Genomic DNA, 16777 nt, shown 5'->3' on the forward strand with positions numbered 1-16777 from the left:
AATGGAAGTTTTAGATCAAAACCAAAATGCTTACGAAGCAAAGTTAAAAGAATACGTAACTAATGAAAAATCAGCAGTTAGCTTAATTAGTTCTATTGGTTACTTAATGTATGAAAAGTCAATAGAATTAGTTTTATTTAGAAACCCTCTTGTTGATGTAAGCATCTCGGAAGTTTTAAAACTTCATAAAAAAGCAAAAACGATAAGTTTTGCCCCTGTTGATATTCAAACAACTTGTGAAATAGCTAAAGAAATTATTAACTTAAAATTAGCACCTTCAAAACTTGATTTAGGTCGCTTAGCTAGCGAATGGGTAAATGAAAAAACTAATTTCTCTTCTCTTTCTGATTTCTTAAATAACAAATTAGCTAATTTTAAAGAGGATAATTCTCATCAACTAAACCCTAAAGATGTTGTATTATATGGTTTTGGTCGTATTGGTCGTTTAGCTGCTCGTGAATTAATTAAACAAGCTGGAAAAGGTCAACAACTTAGATTAAAAGCAATTGTAACTCGTTCTGTTTCTGATGAAGAAATTATCAAAAGAGCTGCTTTACTTAGAAATGACTCAGTACATGGTTTTTTCCAAGGAACTGTTGAAGAAGATTTAGTTAATAAAGCTTTAATTATAAATGGACAAATAGTTAAAATTATTGAAGCAAAAAATCCTGAAGATGTTGATTATACAAGCTATGGAATAAACGATGCTTTAGTTATTGATAACACAGGAGTTTTCACTAATAAAGAACAATTAGGGAGACATTTGAAAGCAAAAGGTGTTAGTAAAGTATTATTAACAGCTCCAGGTAAAGAAATACCAAATGTAGTCTACGGTATAAACGAAGGTGATCTAGACCTTGAAAATGATGACATTTTCTCAGCTGCCTCATGTACAACTAACGCTATTTCTCCTATTTTATATACTATAGAAAATACACTAGGAGTTGTAAAAGGTCATATTGAAACTGTTCATGCTTATACAAATGATCAAAACTTATTAGATAACATGCACAAAAAACCTAGAAGAGGTCGTTCTGCTGCTATCAATATGGTTATTACTTCTACTGGTGCTGGAAATGCTGTTACTAAAGTAATTCCTTCTTTAAAAGATAAATTAACTGCAAATGCTGTTAGAGTTCCTACTCCAAATGGTTCTCTAGCTATTTTAAGTTTAAATGTTGCTAAAGAAACTAATGTAGAAGAATTAAATGAAATTATTAGAAAAGCTGCTTTAGAAGGGGGCTTAGTAAATCAAATAAAATACGAAAACGATCCTGAATTAGTTTCTAACGATATTATCGGTAATATATGTTGCTCTGTTTATGATAGTAATGCTACTATTGTTTCAACAGACAAGAAAAACATTGTTCTTTATGTTTGGTATGATAATGAATTTGGATATACTAAACAAGTTATTAGATTAGCAAAATACATTGCAAAAGTTAGAAGATTAATTTATTACTAATTAAAAATTAGTTTTAAACCCCATAAAGCTCACTAGAAATAGTGAGCTTTTCTTATATCAAAAATATGAAAGAAGGAAACGTAAAAAACAATCGTTTAGACAATATATTTAAAGACCTAAACAGTACTGATAAAACAAAAATTACAACAGCTATAAAACAACTCCGTAAACATGGAAATGCAAAAGCTATTGAACCTTTGTTTGATAAATATATTAGTAGTGAAAATGAAATAATAAAAGAAGATATTTCCTCTCTCCTTTTTGATTTAAAAGATGAATCTGTTGTAGCTGAAATAATTAGGTTAATGTCAAAAACAAAATTTGAAACAATTAAACCATTTATTATTTCAATTTTATGGCAAGCAGCAATTGATTCTAGCAATTTTATTAGCGACTTAGTTAAAGAAGCAATAAAAGGAGATTATATGACATGTATTGAAGTATTAACTGTTATTGAAAGTTATGACTCTTCGTTCAATGAAGAAGAAATAGAAGATCTAAAGTTCGATTTAGATGAAGCAATAGATGAAGCTGATGTTGAAAAACAAAAATTATTAATAACTATTAAATCTGTTTTAGAAGAACTAAATATAGAGTATTAATAAAATAGAATACATATCATAAACAAAAACAGCTCTCAAAATATTGAGAGCTGTTTTTATTTGACATTTAATTGGCAAAAATCTATTCAGATTTGCCTCCAATTCTAATTCCAATTTTAAGTGCTAATCTAAGATCAACTCCTAACTCATTACCAAAAAATGGAACATAGTTATTTTCATCAAATTCTTTATATTCTGTTTTGAAAGTTGTTCCAAAACCATCTTTGATTCCATCTTCAAACTCAGAATTGCTATACTTTACATCATTCATTATGAATTTACCGATACCAACAGTAGCTTCCATAAATAAAGCTCCTGAAGTTTTCCATTTATATCCAGCCATAGCTCCTAAAGATATTCCTGTTGAAGTAATATCAGTACTAACAGTAGTCATAGTAGAAGTTGTCGGTAAAACATCTAAATAGCTATATTCAACACCTTTTGAAGATGAACTTCTATATTTACCATATACACCAATGTAAATACCATCGTTTCCTTTATTAGGAGTCATAAAGTATTTATATTCTGGTATGATATTCATTTCTGAATAGTCAATTTCACCATTCATATCTTTTGTATCAGACAACATATTTTTTGCAGCCATATTAAAGTTAATTCCAATAGAATTATTACTGTTAATGGCATACTCATAACCTAATCCATACTTAGAAAAGGCAAATCCTAACACATCAGTACTGATATCATGTTGTGCTTTTATATTTAAACCTGAAAATAATAAAGCAGCTATTAGTAGTTTTTTCATAATAATAAATTTAAGTGTTTAAATTACCATAGAGATTTATAAGTAACATTAGCTTTCGGCCCTTTACCATAAGCTACACCTATATCTCTAATTGCTTGAATTCTTTCACTTTCTTGTTGTTGATCCTTAACAATGTACTTCCACTCTCTATCATCAATTTGCTTAACTTTTGCAGCAATTTTGTTTGATAAAGTTCTAGCTTGTGATGCACATGATGCATCTGGATTAATCGAAGCTAAAATAGCTCCAGCTTTTTCAGCTGCTGCCATATCTTGTGCTGCATTCCAAATACCCGTAGCTTCTTGTAACTTAACTTTACAATCATTATCAATTTTAGCTTTGAAAATTGGTTGAATTGCAGCCATTGCTTTTGAGTAACATTCTTCACAAGCTGTTGGTATGGCTGTTAACATAAAAATAGCTTCATCATATTCATTTTGATCAGCTTTAGATTGAGCTGTTTTTATAATCATATCACAATTATCTTTATAATATTGAATGATTTTTTCTTTACCAGTCTTAACAAAAGCTTGGATTTCTGGATTTCCTGGTTTTATTTGTTTTAACCCAGCCATAAAAGCTTTTGTTTCATTAGTACCAACTCCTTTAACAGAAATTGTAGTACTTGAGAAAACAGTTCCTTCAAAACCGTCACCAATATATAAAGTTACATCCATATTATATGCATGCATTGGTGGTGGACCAGGAAGAATATCCTTAGAAGCTAAGGAAACATTTGCTGAGATTATAAAACGAGTATTAAAAGGACTACCTCCTAAACCATTTTTGGTTACAACTTGTGTTAATTTATTTTCTAAATTTTTTCTAGCTTTTACTGGCATATTTTCGATTCCTGCAGGAACCCAAGCTGTTAAGCTAATTCTATTTTCATCCTTAGAATCTGTTTGTGAAAACCCAACAGAACTTGCAAAAATGCAAAGACCTAAGAATAATTTACCTAAATTTTTCATAATAATATTTGTTTAGTTTTTATTTTTCTCCTAAAATAAGAGTAGCTCTTCCTAATCCTTTCATTACTAATTTACTCTCAATTAGTCTAGGATCAGCTTTTAACCATTTTCTTAATCCGCTAGCAAATCTTCTTGCATCTTGAGCTCTACCTCTCTCATCAAATAAAGGAATTCTTACTTGCTCAAATAAAGCCATAGATTCAGTCATATCTGTAGTACTAAACCTTCCTTTAACAGTATTTTCTGCCATCCAATCTTCGATCAAAATACCTAATTCATCATCTCCATAATCTTCACTTTCTAAATCTCCATCCCAAGAATCCCAAGTTTGAATTCTGATAATAACTTCACGTCCGTTAGCAAACATGTCATCAAAGTGAGATTGAAGACTAGCACTGAAATTATCAATATGAGCAGTAACAGCTTCTTTTAACAAAACAGGAACTTCAGCAGAAAAAGAAGGTGCTCCAGTTCCATTTGCACCAGCGATTTGTTTATCTGTATAAGCATCTAAACCTTGTAAAATAAAAGTGATCGATTTTTTAGGCCCTGTTGTATTAACAGTCCAAGTTAGTTGAATAATAATATCAGCTTTTGCTACTTTTTTCAAGGCATCAATTGGACTTTCATTAACTGAAGCTCCGGACTCTTTAGAAGATCTCATGTTATCTTCAGCAGCATTTGAAGCTAATGTTTTCATCGCAGACTCTAAATTCTTTAAAGGAAACCCTCTTTCTGCCATCATATCATTGATTGAGGAGATAACTAATAGTATATCTGTATTTTCCTGCATTGCTTTTTTATAATCAGGAATTTTAGTAGTTGTTCCATCATTATCAAACTCCATTACATAACCATTTTTAATACACCAAGCATCACTTGGCACTACCATTAACGTTGGTTTTTTTGCTTGACCGAAACTTAAAGTTGTTCCTAAAACAATTAGGCTACATATTAATAATACTTTTTTCATAATTTTTATTTTATATTTTATTTAGTTATTATTTCTTCATGATTCCATCCTGAATCATTCTTTCTTTTAATTTTGCTCTTTGAACACGAATAGTTACACCATAAGTTACTTGGTCTCCAGATTTTTTTCGCCCTTGAACTACTGTAAAGTGCATATCAGAACCATCTTCTCCTGTAATAAATTCTTTGTATGGTCCACCATCAGCAAAAAAAGCATTGAAATAATCTTCTTTTTTCTCACGAATATTTACTTCAAATAAAACTGGCTTAGAGTTGCACTCTGTTCTACCAGATCTTATTCCTTTAAACAGCACATCACTTACACCTTGTTTTTTAGCTTGTTCTATTGCATCTTCCCTATTTCTTCCGTTTCCCCATGCTTTTAAAGTTTGTGATCCATCCATTTCTGTACCCATACACTCTGTTTCATAAGTATATGCTCCAGACATACTTTTTTGAGGATTTCCGCATGAAAATGATAAAACACTTATTATAGTTACAGCCAAAAAACTACCGATTGTTAAGTTTAATTTTTTCATAATTTTTTGTTTTTATATATTAAAATCCAGACGACAGACCTCTAACAACACCTGCTGCCTCTAAATCTTTTCTTAAATTATCAGTCATAACAACTACAACTACACCAACTTTATACTCTTTTCCAACTTTAACAACAGTAGGAACATTATCTCCTGACATAGACACAAATTTCATATACTTACCACCTTCGGCAAAGAAATCTTTAAAAAAATCTTCTTTTTCTTGTTCTACAGCTGGGTTGTTTGATAATGGTTTTTGAGCAGTACAACCCTGACCTCCAGCGGCATACCCCTGAAAAATCAATCCATGCACAGCATTTTTCTTAGATTGAGTTTGTGCTATTGTAGCTTTTTTAGAATAAGACCATACTCTTACTACTTTAGTTCCTGGTTTACCAATACCAACACATTCTATTTCGTATCTCCAATTTTCTGTATCTTTATTTGCTTTCTTTTTCTTGTTAATTTGTGCATTTGAAACTAAAGAAAAAGCAAGAAAACATAGTGTTAAAATACTTACCTTATTAATTATTGTTTTCATAATGATTTGTTATTTAATTTATAATTGATTACTATTTAATTTATTTGTCTAATTAACATTCCAGGGTAATAACCTTTACCTCCTTTGAAATGAGTATACTCTAAATTATTTAATGGTGCAATAGGATTACCATCTTCATCTAGTGGTTCTTCACCAGCTGCATATCTATTATCCCAAATTTTCTTCTTATCAACAGAAATTGTACCTTTTCTCTTGTAAGAAACTTTTCCTTCTGCATCAGTAATTTGTTCTAAAACCTCATATTTATCTCCTCCTTCTAAGCCTTCTTTCATACCTATTTTTGCTCCTAATGGGTCACTACTCACTAAAGGTGTTTTTGTTCTAAATGGTTCAAATTTTCTTTGAAGTTTTGCATAAACAGCATCAATAGATTTTAATGTAGCATTTTTAATAATCATATCTTCATCTTGAGCATTTTTACCCATTCCAGAAATAAACGATGATGCCTTTTGAAAACCTAACAATTTCAACTGAAATAAATCAGTGTTATCAAAAGCTTCTTTTTTAGCTGGGTCAATATTTGAGTCATCCATCCATAAAGATTGATAGAAAACTGCTGATGTAGAATCGTTCCAAACCAATTGATATAGATAAGCAGTAGTCCATACTGAATAACCTTGTCTTGTTTTTTCATAAACTGCCTCTGCTCCTTTAATAGCAATATTTTGAGCCATTGCAGGTAATTTTGCAGCAGCAGCTACAGCTATATTCTTAGCAGCTAGAGCAGCAACTTCGTTACTTACAAATTTTGAATAATTAACAACAACAAAAGTACTTGGTATAAGTTCTTCCCCAGCATCAGCTAACATTGATGTTCCTCTTTCAGTTCCTGAAGCAACAGCTGCAGATTGAGCAGAAGCATCATAAAGACCTCTTTCTCCAATTAAATCCATCTTAAAACCACCTGCTTCACTTCTATCAAACCATTTTGCAACAATTTTGTTTGCGACTTTATTTTTTGCAAAATACTCACTTATTGCAGGACTTAAATCTTTATCTTCTTTTTCTGCTTTTTCACCCTCTACAACTGGTTTTTCAATAATGTAATCCTTAATATTAAAAGATTTTTCTCCAATTGTGTGATCATTATATTTATCAGGAAATGGAGCTTCGTTAAACGTGCTTAATAAGAGGTCTTTTTTAGGAAGTTTTTCATCTTCAATAATCATAGTATGAAGTGAACTTCTTCTATACTTTACAGCTTCAGCTTTCTTATCAGCTATTCCAATTTTTCCAGAATCTTTTTCTACCTTTTCTTTCTTTTCCTTCCCTTTCTTTTCTTCTTTAACTTCTGCATCTTGAGCAAAAGAAACATTACTAATTAGTAATAAACATACTGGAGCAACTTTCACAAAATGTTTAACACCAGTAAATTGTAATTTTAAATTCATTAATTCTATTTTTTAATTTATTATTTAATTATTTAAAGATCCTTTATTTAGATTCTTGATTTTTTATTTGTTCTAATTGAATAGGGAAATTCTCTTTAGTCATATTCAATGCTTTTGTAGCTGAATTTATTGCTTTTACAGCCTTCATAGAATTTGTTTTAGGAGTAATAGTCTTAGCTTCTTTCATAACATCCGCTGATTGACCTAATAATCCTTTAACCTCATTTGTTTGATTTTCTAAATCGTTTTTTATTGATTTGATTTCAGTAGCATTTCCAGCAGCATTCGATAACTTTTCAGTTAATTTTATGTTTCTTTCATAAACATCAAACGATGAGTCTACAAACTTATCTGTAGCAGCATGACCAACAATACCTGGTCTCTCAATAACCTTCTCTGTTTTTGCTTTCTTCTCGCCCTTTTGAGCAAATGTGTTAGCTGACATTCCTAAAATTAATAGTGCAACAAATGCAATTTTAGCTAATAATGCTATTTTTTTCATATTTTATTATTTTGATTGATTAACAAATATAACTGAAAAAGTTTTAAATCAAATTATAATTATACTTTGTTGATATTTAAGTAATTGTTAACATTCGTTTTCATAAAAAAATAAGGGAGACAAATGAGCCTCCCTTATTTTTATGCGTATTGTAATAAAAAACTATTTAAATTCTCTACTGAACTACTAAAAGTAAATTGTTCATTAACTAAGAAATAATTCTGCTTATCTACCGTTTTTTCATAAGCAATTTTAGCTAGAGCTAATTTATGAGAATCAAAACTAAACTGATTCATTAGCATTGAAATTTGCTCTGTAGTAAAATAATTATCTCTTAGAGCTTGTTTAACAACTATTAATTTTGTCGCATCAAAACTTGTATTATTAACAAGTCTTAAAAGATTATTAAAACTAGGCTCAGACATTACCATTGGTGAATTTTGAAAAAATGGATTAAAATCATTATCATAATTACTAGAATGACCATAGTCATCAAAATTATCACAACTACAGTTGTAGCCATTATCAAACCCACAAGAAGCTTGATGTCCTTGATTATAATGATTCCCATTTGAATGAACATTGTTATTTTTCACAATCCTTAAATCAAGTCTTCTGTTTTTAGTAACAACAGCTTTAACTTCTGCATTCTTAGGAATTTTAATTGTTCCACTGTAAAGAACTCTTCTCAACCCACCATTTCCAAATTTATTTGGAGTTAAAGTTATTACTTGAATATTATGAACTCCTGGTGTGATATTTGCTAAGTTAAATTGGTTCGATTTAGCAAAAGTATGGTTATCAAAAACTACAGTGAAAGCGTGATGATTCCATAATTTTAAATTTAAACCAGAATTGTAATTATTACTTCCATTATAACCATGAGCACTTATAATAGTAATTACGCCAAAAATTGCGATAAATATTAAACTTAGCTTTTTCATAACTTGGTCCTCCTATAATTTTAAATTAATAATTACTTTCTCAATTTCAATTAGCATGCCAAAAAACAAATAGTAAGTATAATCAAGCTTTAAGATATATTTGTGTTAACACTTTTTAACTTTATTCAGCATATAAAATCACTATATTTGTTAGTACATCAATTTATTTATTATGAAATACCTACCTATATTAAGTTTATTTATAATTTCTATCTTAAACTCCAATTCAGCTAATGCCCAGTATGGAACAGATGGCGGCCGAAAGTTTGATGCATTACTTCAATATATAAATTATGCTTATGTTGATACAACTGATGAAAACAAATTAGTTGAAGATGCTATTGTTAATGTTTTAAAAGAATTAGACCCTCATTCTGTTTATATCCCCTCAGAAGAGTTAAAAAAAATGAATGAGCCTTTAGTTGGTAATTTCGAAGGTATTGGTATTCAATTCAATATATTAAAAGATACTTTAATTGTTGTGTCCCCAATAGCTGGAGGTCCATCAGAAAAAGTTGGAATTATAGCTGGAGATAAAATTATTACTGTTGATGGAATTGGTATAGCAGGAATTGGATTAAAAAATAGTGATGTTCAAGATAAACTGAGAGGTAAAAAAGGAACAAAAGTTAACGTAGGTATTCAAAGAAGAATGAATAAAGAATTATTAGACTTTACTATTACTAGGGATGAAATTCCGATTTTTAGTGTCGATGCCTCATACATGGCAACTCCAGAGATAGGCTATATAAAAATAAATCGTTTTGCTAAAAATACAGACGAAGAATTTAAAGAAGGCTTAAAAAAACTTCAGGCTCAAAAAATGAAACACTTAATTATTGATTTAAGTGGAAATGGTGGTGGCTACTTAAAAACCGCAATTCAACTTGCTGATGAAGTTTTGGATGATAAAAAATTAATTGTTTTTACAGAAGGCTCTAAAAGTCCAAAGCAAGAATACTATACATCAACTACTGGAGGTTTTGAAAAAGGTAAATTAGTTATCTTAATTGACGAAGGCTCTGCTTCGGCTTCAGAAATTGTAACTGGTGCAGTTCAAGATTACGATAGAGGATTAGTAATTGGAAGAAGATCTTTTGGAAAAGGATTAGTGCAAAAACCTTTCAGCTTAACTGATGGATCAGCAGTTCGATTAACTGTAGCTCGATATTTTACTCCATCAGGAAGATGTATTCAACGATCGTATGAAGATGGAAAAGATGAATACTACAATGAACTAGCAAGACGATACGAACATGGAGAGTTAATGAACGAAGACAGCATCAGTTTTCCTGACTCATTAAAATATCAAACTATAAATAGTAAACGAACTGTTTATGGTGGCGGTGGTATTATGCCTGATATTTTTATTCCTATTGATACAAGTATGTATTCCGATTTTTTTGGAAAAGTAAATCGTAAAGGTTTATTTAATGAGTTTACCTTATTATATATGGACAACAATAGAACTCGATTAGAAGAAAAATTCAAATCTGTTGAAGATTTCTCTTCAAATTTTAATACTGAAGAAGAATTATTTAATGACTTTATTGTTTACGCAGAAAAAAATGAAGTTGAGCCTAAAGAAGATCAAGTTAATACTTCAAAAACATTAATTTTGACACGTTTAAAAGGATTGGTTGCAAGAAATTTATGGGGAACTTCAGCCTATTATCAAATTGCAAATAGTTTAAATAACTCATATTTAAAAGCTATTGAAGAAATAAATAGTGATTCTTTTAAAAAGGAAAAATTAGTTTACAATTAAATATTAAAAAAATGAAAGAGAACATTAAAATTGCACTGCTAGGAATTATTGCTTTAACACTTGTTATTGACACTTTTATTATGGATCATGATTCCTCAAACGAATCAACAGGTAAAACTTCTAGTAATATAGTTGCTTCACCAACACCTACCAACAGTATAATGCCTGAAAAAGTAATTACTCCTCCTACTCCAAACAGACCTACAACAAGTATTAATTTTGCAGAATCTAGCCATAGCTTTGGTGAAATTATGCAAGACTCTAAAAACACTTTCGTTTTTAAATTTACAAATACTGGAAACGAACCTTTAGTAATTGAGAATGCTTCTGGATCATGTGGATGTACAGTACCAACATACCCTAAAGAACCTATTGCTCCAGGTGAAACAGGAGAGATTGAAGTAGTTTATAGTCCTGGAAAACAGCAAGGAGAACAAAACAAAACAGTTTCTATAACTGCAAATACAGAACCTAATGTTACAACATTAAATATTTCTGCAACAGTTAAAACACCTTAAAAAGAAATCAACTTTAATAAAAAGAGGCTTAAACACGTGTTTAAGCCTCTTTTTATTTATAATTATCAAGAAGTAGACTATGCTTTATTTATAGTTGCATGTGTCTTTTCTAATATTTTAAAAGCAGCTTCTGTTGTTGCAGCTTCTGCATAAGTTCTTAATACTGGTTCTGTTCCCGATGGACGAATCATTACCCACTCATCGTTATCAAAGAAATATTTAAAGCCATCAATAGTCTGAACTTCATTTACTTTTAAATCTCCAAACGCTTTATAAACATCATTTTTACAGTTTTCCATAATGCGAAGTTTATCAGCTTCTTTTAGTTTTAAATCAATTCTTTCAAACTTAAAACCACCTACAATTTGATACATTTCTTCAATTAATTCTTCTAATGTTTTACCAGATTTAACCATATATTCCCATATAATTAAGCCCATCCATATTCCATCACGCTCAGGAATATGTCCTTTTACAGCGATACCTCCAGACTCTTCCCCTCCCAACAAGACATCTTCATTTACCATAACTCCGGCAATATATTTAAATCCTATTTGTGTTACTTGGTAATCTAAGCCATAATGGTCACACATCTTTTTAACCTTAGGTGTAACAGAAAAAGCATTAACAACCTTCCCAGTCATTTTCTTTTCTTCAACTAAATATTTTATAAGTAACAAAATAATATGGTGAGAATCAACAAATTCACCATTACTATCATAAAGTCCAATTCTATCTGCATCACCATCTGTAGCTAATCCACAATTGATTTGACCTTCAGCCAACTTAATCATTTCAGAAAACTCCATTAAGTTTCTATGGATTGGCTCAGGAGCTACACCTTCAAAACCAGGATTGTAATCACAATGTAAAAAATCGATTTCAGGCAATAATCTACGCATTACATTCTGACCTGCTCCATACATTGCATCGTATGCAAAATTCATATCTGAATTACGAATAGCATTCATGTCGAAGTTGGCTTCAACATGTTCCACATACATCGTTTCTAAATCAATATATTCGATAATTCCATTCTCGATAAACTTTTCAAAATTTAGTATCTCTAAATTAATGTTATTTTCTTCTGGAATTAAATCTTCAACTTCTTGAATTTCTTTTGGTAATAATGGTCCGCCAAAGCTACCTTTAAGTTTAAATCCATTATAAGAAGGAGGATTGTGAGAAGCAGTTATCACAACTCCTAATGAAGCTTTTTGTCTTAATGTACCTAAACTTACCATTGGAGTAGTCACAAAATCTTTAGCGATGTATACTTTTATACCTGCATTAGCCAAAACTTTAGCTGTTGTTTCAGCAAACATTTCGCCAGCAAAACGACAATCATGACCAATAACCACTGATGGTTTTTTAAAATTATGTTTTAACCAAGTGGCTGTTGCTAAAGCTACTCTCGCTACATTATCTACTGTATAATCTTTAGCAATTATTGCTCTCCAACCGTCAGTTCCAAATTTAATTTGTGCCATTCTCAACTATTTTTATTTTTAAGAACTACAAGATTAAAGTTTTTTTTATAAATAATCCCTATTATAGAAAAACTGATTACTAATATAAACTGTAATTTTGGTTAACTAACAACGCAAAATATGAACGACATAAAAAAACACAACTTTGCTGAGTATTTTAACAACTATATTAACTTAGTTGAAGATGCTGATTTTATTTCTGCATTAAAAAACTCTTATAAAACCACAAAAGAAATCATTTCTACTATTTCTGAAGAACAAGCAAACACTGCTTATGCGGAAGGAAAATGGACAATTAAAGAATTACTAGTTCATATTATGGATACTGAACGTATTTTTTGTGAACGTGCTTTACGTTTTGCAAGAAATGACAAACAAGATTTACCTGGCTTTGACCATGATGATTTTGTTTTAGGTTCTGAAGCAAATGATAGAACATTAAAATCGATTATGAAAGAATACAAAACTATTCGTAAATCGACAATTGCCTTATTTAAAAACTTCTCACCTGCTATGCTTGAAAAAAGTGGCACAGCAAATAAAAACAAGCTTACTGTATTAAGTATTGGCTTTATTATAACAGGGCACGAAACACATCATAGAAATGTGTTGCAAGAAAAGTATTTGGGGATTTAATTCCCAAATACTTTTTTCAATAAGTCTGTAGCCCTAGCTGCAGGATTTTTTCTAATTTGTAATTCTTCTTTTGCAACTTGAATAAACAAACCTGTAATTGCTTTTTCAGTTACATACTGTTCTAAATCGGGATTTACTTTATCTACAAAAGGAACTTTATTATAAGTAGAAAAAACTGTTTCCCAGTGTTTGGTTGCTCCAACCTTATCTAAAGAAGTTTTTATTATTGGTCTAAATTTTTCGGTTAATTCAGTGTTAGTAGATTTTCTTAAATAACGTGTAGCAGCATCGTCATTTCCTTTTAAAATATTCATAGCATCGGTAATTGTCATTGCTTTAATTGCTGCGACAAACAAATCTTTAGCTTCTGAAGCAGCATCTTCTGCAGCTCTATTCATCGATAAAATTGCTTCATCAACCTTTTCTCCTTGTCCTAATTTTCTAAGTTTTGTTTCTACCTTTTTAGCCTCATCAGGCATTGGTATTTTTATTTGAGGGTCTTTAAAATAACCATCTGCCTGCGACAACTGAGCAACACCTTTTTCTACCCCTTGAATTAACGCTTCTTTTAATCCAGCTCCAACTTCATCTTCCGACAAACCGGTACCGCCTTTAACTGATTCAACTTTACTACCAACATCTTTGGTTAGCTTTTTCCACGATTGTGCCGAAGCGATTGATATGCTTACAATAATTGCTAATCCAGTAATAGTTATATGCTTTTTCATAATGTATTTTTTGTTGGGTTTATGCAAGAGTTATGCCATATTAATTATAAATCTTTCTTCTATTCAATTCTCGTTGGTATTGGCGAGCATTATTTATATGCTGATTGTAATTAGCTGCAAAAGCATGGTAACCACTAAAATCGGCTTTAGCGCACATGTAAATATAATTATGGGTTTCATAATTTAAAACAGCATCTAACGATTTTATACTTGGTAAATTAATTGGTCCTGGTGGCAAACCTTTATACATATATGTATTGTATGGATGATTCGTTTGTAAATGTTTAGTTAATACTCTATTAATAGAAAAATCGCCAATACCATAAACTACCGTAGGATCTGATTGTAATAACATACCCAATCGTAAACGATTAATATATAATCCAGCTACTTTTGGTCGTTCATCAGCATGTACCGACTGTTCTGCCTGCACTATACTTGCTAAAATAGCAACTTCCGACTGTGATAAATTTAACTTTTTTGCTTTTGCTTTTCGTTCGGCTGTCCAATAGTTTTTGTATTCATCAGCCATTCGTTTAATCAGCTGTTCGGCAGAAGTATTCCAATAGAACTCATAGGTGTTTGGTAAAAACAAGGTTAAAATCGTAATCGTATTAAAACCATATTTTTTGGTGAATTCTTTATCGGAAATTAGGTTGTAAAAGTCAACACTATCACACTCTAAATTTCTAGTTATTTTACCGGCAAGTTCTTTTGTTGTCCTTACATTATTAAAAGTAACTTTTACAGGCTCTTGTGTTCCAGATCTCAACAAATCAATTAAATCATTGTTACTCATTCCGTCTTTTAAACGATACTTTCCTGGTTTTATATTATTCTTAAAATTCGCTTTTTTTTCAGCTACCCATTCAAACGAATTTCGATTAAGAATGTAGCCATATTCATACAAATCGTTTACCACATTCTCAAAAGTATAACCAGTATGAATATAAAAATAATTGTTTTGGTTTTTTGAGATAGTTACGTTTGGCTGATAGACATTCTTATACATATCGTACCCCATGTACCCACCTATTGCTAAGCCTATTATCAATAGGGATATGATTACTTTTTTAATCATTTTTTAACTCATAATAATTTACAGGTTTTCCAAACAATTCTCTTTCTTCATTAAATTGAAAACCATATTTTTCAAATAAACGAATACTGTTTTTGTTATCCTTAAAAATATTACAAAAAAGATGAACAATTTTTAGTTCACTAAAACAGTAATTAATTATTAATTGAAGTGCTTCCGAAGCATAACCTTTCTTTCTATCGCATTCTTCGGCAATTATTATTCCAACTCCTACCCTATTTAATTGTTTATAATATTCAAACAAATCTATTGTCCCTATTGGCTGTTGAGTTGAATTTAAACAAATAATAAAACGAAATTGATTGTTCTGGTGAATATCTTGTTCTTCACTTACAAAAGCTATTATCTCTTCTTTAGTAAATGGTTTTGTAGTTCCACTTATTTCCCAATTTGCAGGATTGTTTTCTAATGCTAAAATAAAATCAGCATCTGAAGATTGAACTGAACGTAAAAAAATATGTGAGCCAATTAGCAAACCAAATTAGATTTACGATCTAATGCTGCAATGCAGTCTTTTATATCTTCTTGAGTATATGTAGTTAGTTCAAGTATGTTGTTATCAATTTTAGCATTCAACCCTAACTGAGAAGTAAACTTTATCAATTTTTTACTTTTTAGTTGAGGATATAAATCAAAGAAAAAATGAACTTGACTTGCTTTAATTGAACAAATTTCTTCCAGTACTTCTAATATTGGAACTAAACAACTCTTAAGTTCACTTACCATTTGATGCTTCATAACTGACGCTTCAATTCTGCTTTCCAGATTATAAAGATTACTCATTTTAACATCGTTTAGTCCAATAAAAAGAACTTCCATTTTACGCTTAACAGCCGTATTGTAAAAAGAATTTAAATCTAATCCTAAAGTTGGACCAACAGCAGTTATGTCATAAACCTTTCCATCTATAAACAATCCTAAATGTGGAGGAATACGAGTAGCTCGATATACAAATATGCCAAAACTCTCATTTAAATCATTAAGAGTTATTGATTTTGATATTTCAATTTTATATGTACTCATCAAACTTCTATTTCTCCTTTAAAAACATATTGAGCTGGACCAATCAACCAAATATCATTAAACCCGTTTTCATTTCTTTTAAAACCAACACTCAACTTTCCGCCTTGTGCATTTACATCAACTTTTCCAGCAGAAAGTTTAAATTTATCTGCCCAACTTAATGCAGCTGCAGTAACACCCGTTCCACATGATAAGGTTTCTCCTTCTACACCTCTCTCGTAAGTTCTAATATCTAAACTTTCTTGATTGTATTTTACAAAATTTACATTCGTTCCTTCTTCTTTGAATCTATCATTGTAGCGAATTTCTCTTCCCTCAGATACAACATCTAATTCTTTTAAATTAGTTTCTTCTTTAATATAATGAGGTGAGCCGGTATTAATAAAATAATATCCATCGCCTTTTTCTATCAATTTAACATCATGCATTTTAAGGCTAATATCTCCATTTGCACTCACCCATGCTTCGTGCTCTCCATCAGTTGAATTGAAGTAAGCTTGATTGTCGATTATTCCCAAAAACTTTGCGAAAGCAACAGCACAACGGCTCCCGTTACCACAAAAACTTTGACTTCCATCAGGGTTAAAAAACACCATATTGAAATCAAAATCTGGTAAATTCTCAATTAGAATTAATCCATCAGAACCTATTCCAAATCTACGGTCACAAAGGTGTTGAATTGCAGAAATGTTAGTTTTATCAAACAAATTTATTCGATTATCTATCATCACAAAATCGTTACCTGTTCCTTGATATTTAAAAAATGGAATTTTCATGTTACAAAATTACAAATAAGCATTGTTC

General features: G+C 30.5%; 19 protein-coding genes. 5 read left to right on the plus strand and 14 right to left on the minus strand.

Going from position 1 to position 16777, the window contains the following annotated elements; genetic code table 11:
• The first annotated feature begins 1 nt into the window (after position 1).
• Together FRY74_RS05810 and FRY74_RS05815 are read left to right on the plus strand one after the other, a co-directional pair.
• A complete protein-coding gene (locus FRY74_RS05810) occupies positions 2-1465 on the plus strand; it encodes a glyceraldehyde-3-phosphate dehydrogenase (protein WP_147099527.1) in 1464 nt (487 codons plus the stop codon).
• A gap of 65 nt (positions 1466-1530) precedes the next feature.
• Positions 1531-2067 carry a hypothetical protein gene (locus tag FRY74_RS05815; protein ID WP_147099529.1) on the plus strand — a complete coding sequence of 179 codons (537 nt, stop codon included), beginning with the start codon at positions 1531-1533 and terminating at the stop codon, positions 2065-2067.
• An 82-nt stretch (positions 2068-2149) separates the two neighbouring features.
• On the opposite strand, the gene FRY74_RS05820 is transcribed toward FRY74_RS05815, so the two are convergent.
• The 8 genes from FRY74_RS05820 to FRY74_RS05855 form a co-directional block, all read right to left on the minus strand.
• Entirely contained in the window at positions 2150-2830 is a 681-nt protein-coding gene (locus tag FRY74_RS05820) for a DUF3575 domain-containing protein (protein WP_147099531.1), read from the minus strand.
• Between the two features lie 23 nt (positions 2831-2853).
• Positions 2854-3801: a hypothetical protein gene (locus FRY74_RS05825; protein ID WP_147099532.1), complete on the minus strand. Its 948-nt coding sequence runs from the start codon at positions 3799-3801 to the stop codon at positions 2854-2856.
• A 19-nt stretch (positions 3802-3820) separates the two neighbouring features.
• Positions 3821-4774 carry a DUF6175 family protein gene (locus tag FRY74_RS05830; protein WP_147099534.1) on the minus strand — a complete coding sequence of 318 codons (954 nt, stop codon included), beginning with the start codon at positions 4772-4774 and terminating at the stop codon, positions 3821-3823.
• Between the two features lie 28 nt (positions 4775-4802).
• The gene (locus FRY74_RS05835; protein WP_147099536.1) at positions 4803-5312 is read right to left on the minus strand and encodes a hypothetical protein; all 510 of its coding nucleotides are present in this window, start codon (positions 5310-5312) and stop codon (positions 4803-4805) included.
• Positions 5313-5331: 19 nt separating this feature from the next.
• Positions 5332-5853, minus strand: a complete 522-nt coding sequence (locus tag FRY74_RS05840) for a hypothetical protein (protein WP_170227963.1) — start codon at positions 5851-5853, stop codon at positions 5332-5334.
• A gap of 35 nt (positions 5854-5888) precedes the next feature.
• Positions 5889-7265 carry a hypothetical protein gene (locus FRY74_RS05845; RefSeq protein WP_147099540.1) on the minus strand — a complete coding sequence of 459 codons (1377 nt, stop codon included), beginning with the start codon at positions 7263-7265 and terminating at the stop codon, positions 5889-5891.
• Between the two features lie 43 nt (positions 7266-7308).
• On the minus strand, positions 7309-7767 hold the full coding sequence (locus tag FRY74_RS05850) for a hypothetical protein (RefSeq protein ID WP_147099542.1): 459 nt from the start codon (positions 7765-7767) through the stop codon (positions 7309-7311).
• A 140-nt stretch (positions 7768-7907) separates the two neighbouring features.
• Positions 7908-8711 carry a DUF4476 domain-containing protein gene (locus FRY74_RS05855; RefSeq protein ID WP_147099544.1) on the minus strand — a complete coding sequence of 268 codons (804 nt, stop codon included), beginning with the start codon at positions 8709-8711 and terminating at the stop codon, positions 7908-7910.
• Between the two features lie 172 nt (positions 8712-8883).
• Between FRY74_RS05855 and FRY74_RS05860 the strand changes: the two genes are divergently transcribed.
• Entirely contained in the window at positions 8884-10479 is a 1596-nt protein-coding gene (locus tag FRY74_RS05860) for a S41 family peptidase (RefSeq protein ID WP_147099545.1), read from the plus strand.
• Positions 10480-10490: 11 nt separating this feature from the next.
• Complete coding sequence (locus tag FRY74_RS05865; RefSeq protein ID WP_223265834.1) at positions 10491-10997, plus strand: DUF1573 domain-containing protein; 507 nt, start codon at positions 10491-10493, stop codon at positions 10995-10997.
• A gap of 77 nt (positions 10998-11074) precedes the next feature.
• On the opposite strand, the gene FRY74_RS05870 is transcribed toward FRY74_RS05865, so the two are convergent.
• Positions 11075-12487 carry a phosphohexomutase domain-containing protein gene (locus FRY74_RS05870; RefSeq protein WP_147099547.1) on the minus strand — a complete coding sequence of 471 codons (1413 nt, stop codon included), beginning with the start codon at positions 12485-12487 and terminating at the stop codon, positions 11075-11077.
• 120 nt (positions 12488-12607) lie between these two features.
• On the opposite strand from FRY74_RS05870, the gene FRY74_RS05875 reads away from it, so the two are divergent.
• Complete coding sequence (locus tag FRY74_RS05875; protein WP_147099549.1) at positions 12608-13123, plus strand: DinB family protein; 516 nt, start codon at positions 12608-12610, stop codon at positions 13121-13123.
• Here the strand turns inward: FRY74_RS05875 and FRY74_RS05880 are convergent.
• Genes FRY74_RS05880 through dapF form a run of 5 tightly spaced genes read right to left on the minus strand, consistent with a single transcriptional unit; the run spans position 13120 to position 16749 of the window.
• Entirely contained in the window at positions 13120-13851 is a 732-nt protein-coding gene (locus FRY74_RS05880) for a DUF4197 domain-containing protein (protein ID WP_147099551.1), read from the minus strand. The two genes, FRY74_RS05875 and FRY74_RS05880, sit on opposite strands and share 4 nt — an antisense overlap.
• Before the next feature lie 40 nt (positions 13852-13891).
• Positions 13892-14932 (minus strand): endolytic transglycosylase MltG, encoded by a 1041-nt coding sequence (mltG, locus tag FRY74_RS05885; RefSeq protein WP_147099552.1) that lies wholly within the window; start codon positions 14930-14932, stop codon positions 13892-13894.
• Positions 14925-15425, minus strand: a complete 501-nt coding sequence (locus FRY74_RS05890) for a GNAT family N-acetyltransferase (RefSeq protein ID WP_147099554.1) — start codon at positions 15423-15425, stop codon at positions 14925-14927. The genes mltG and FRY74_RS05890 overlap by 8 nt, the downstream gene beginning before the upstream one ends.
• On the minus strand, positions 15419-15973 hold the full coding sequence (locus FRY74_RS05895) for a hypothetical protein (protein WP_147099556.1): 555 nt from the start codon (positions 15971-15973) through the stop codon (positions 15419-15421). Before FRY74_RS05895 ends, FRY74_RS05890 begins: the two co-directional genes overlap by 7 nt.
• Positions 15973-16749, minus strand: a complete 777-nt coding sequence (dapF, locus tag FRY74_RS05900; RefSeq protein WP_147099558.1) for a diaminopimelate epimerase — start codon at positions 16747-16749, stop codon at positions 15973-15975. The genes FRY74_RS05895 and dapF overlap by 1 nt, the downstream gene beginning before the upstream one ends.
• Between the last annotated feature and the right edge of the window lie 28 nt (positions 16750-16777).

This window comes from Vicingus serpentipes, from assembly GCF_007993035.1.
GTDB classification, from domain to species: Bacteria; Bacteroidota; Bacteroidia; order Flavobacteriales_E; family Vicingaceae; genus Vicingus; species Vicingus serpentipes.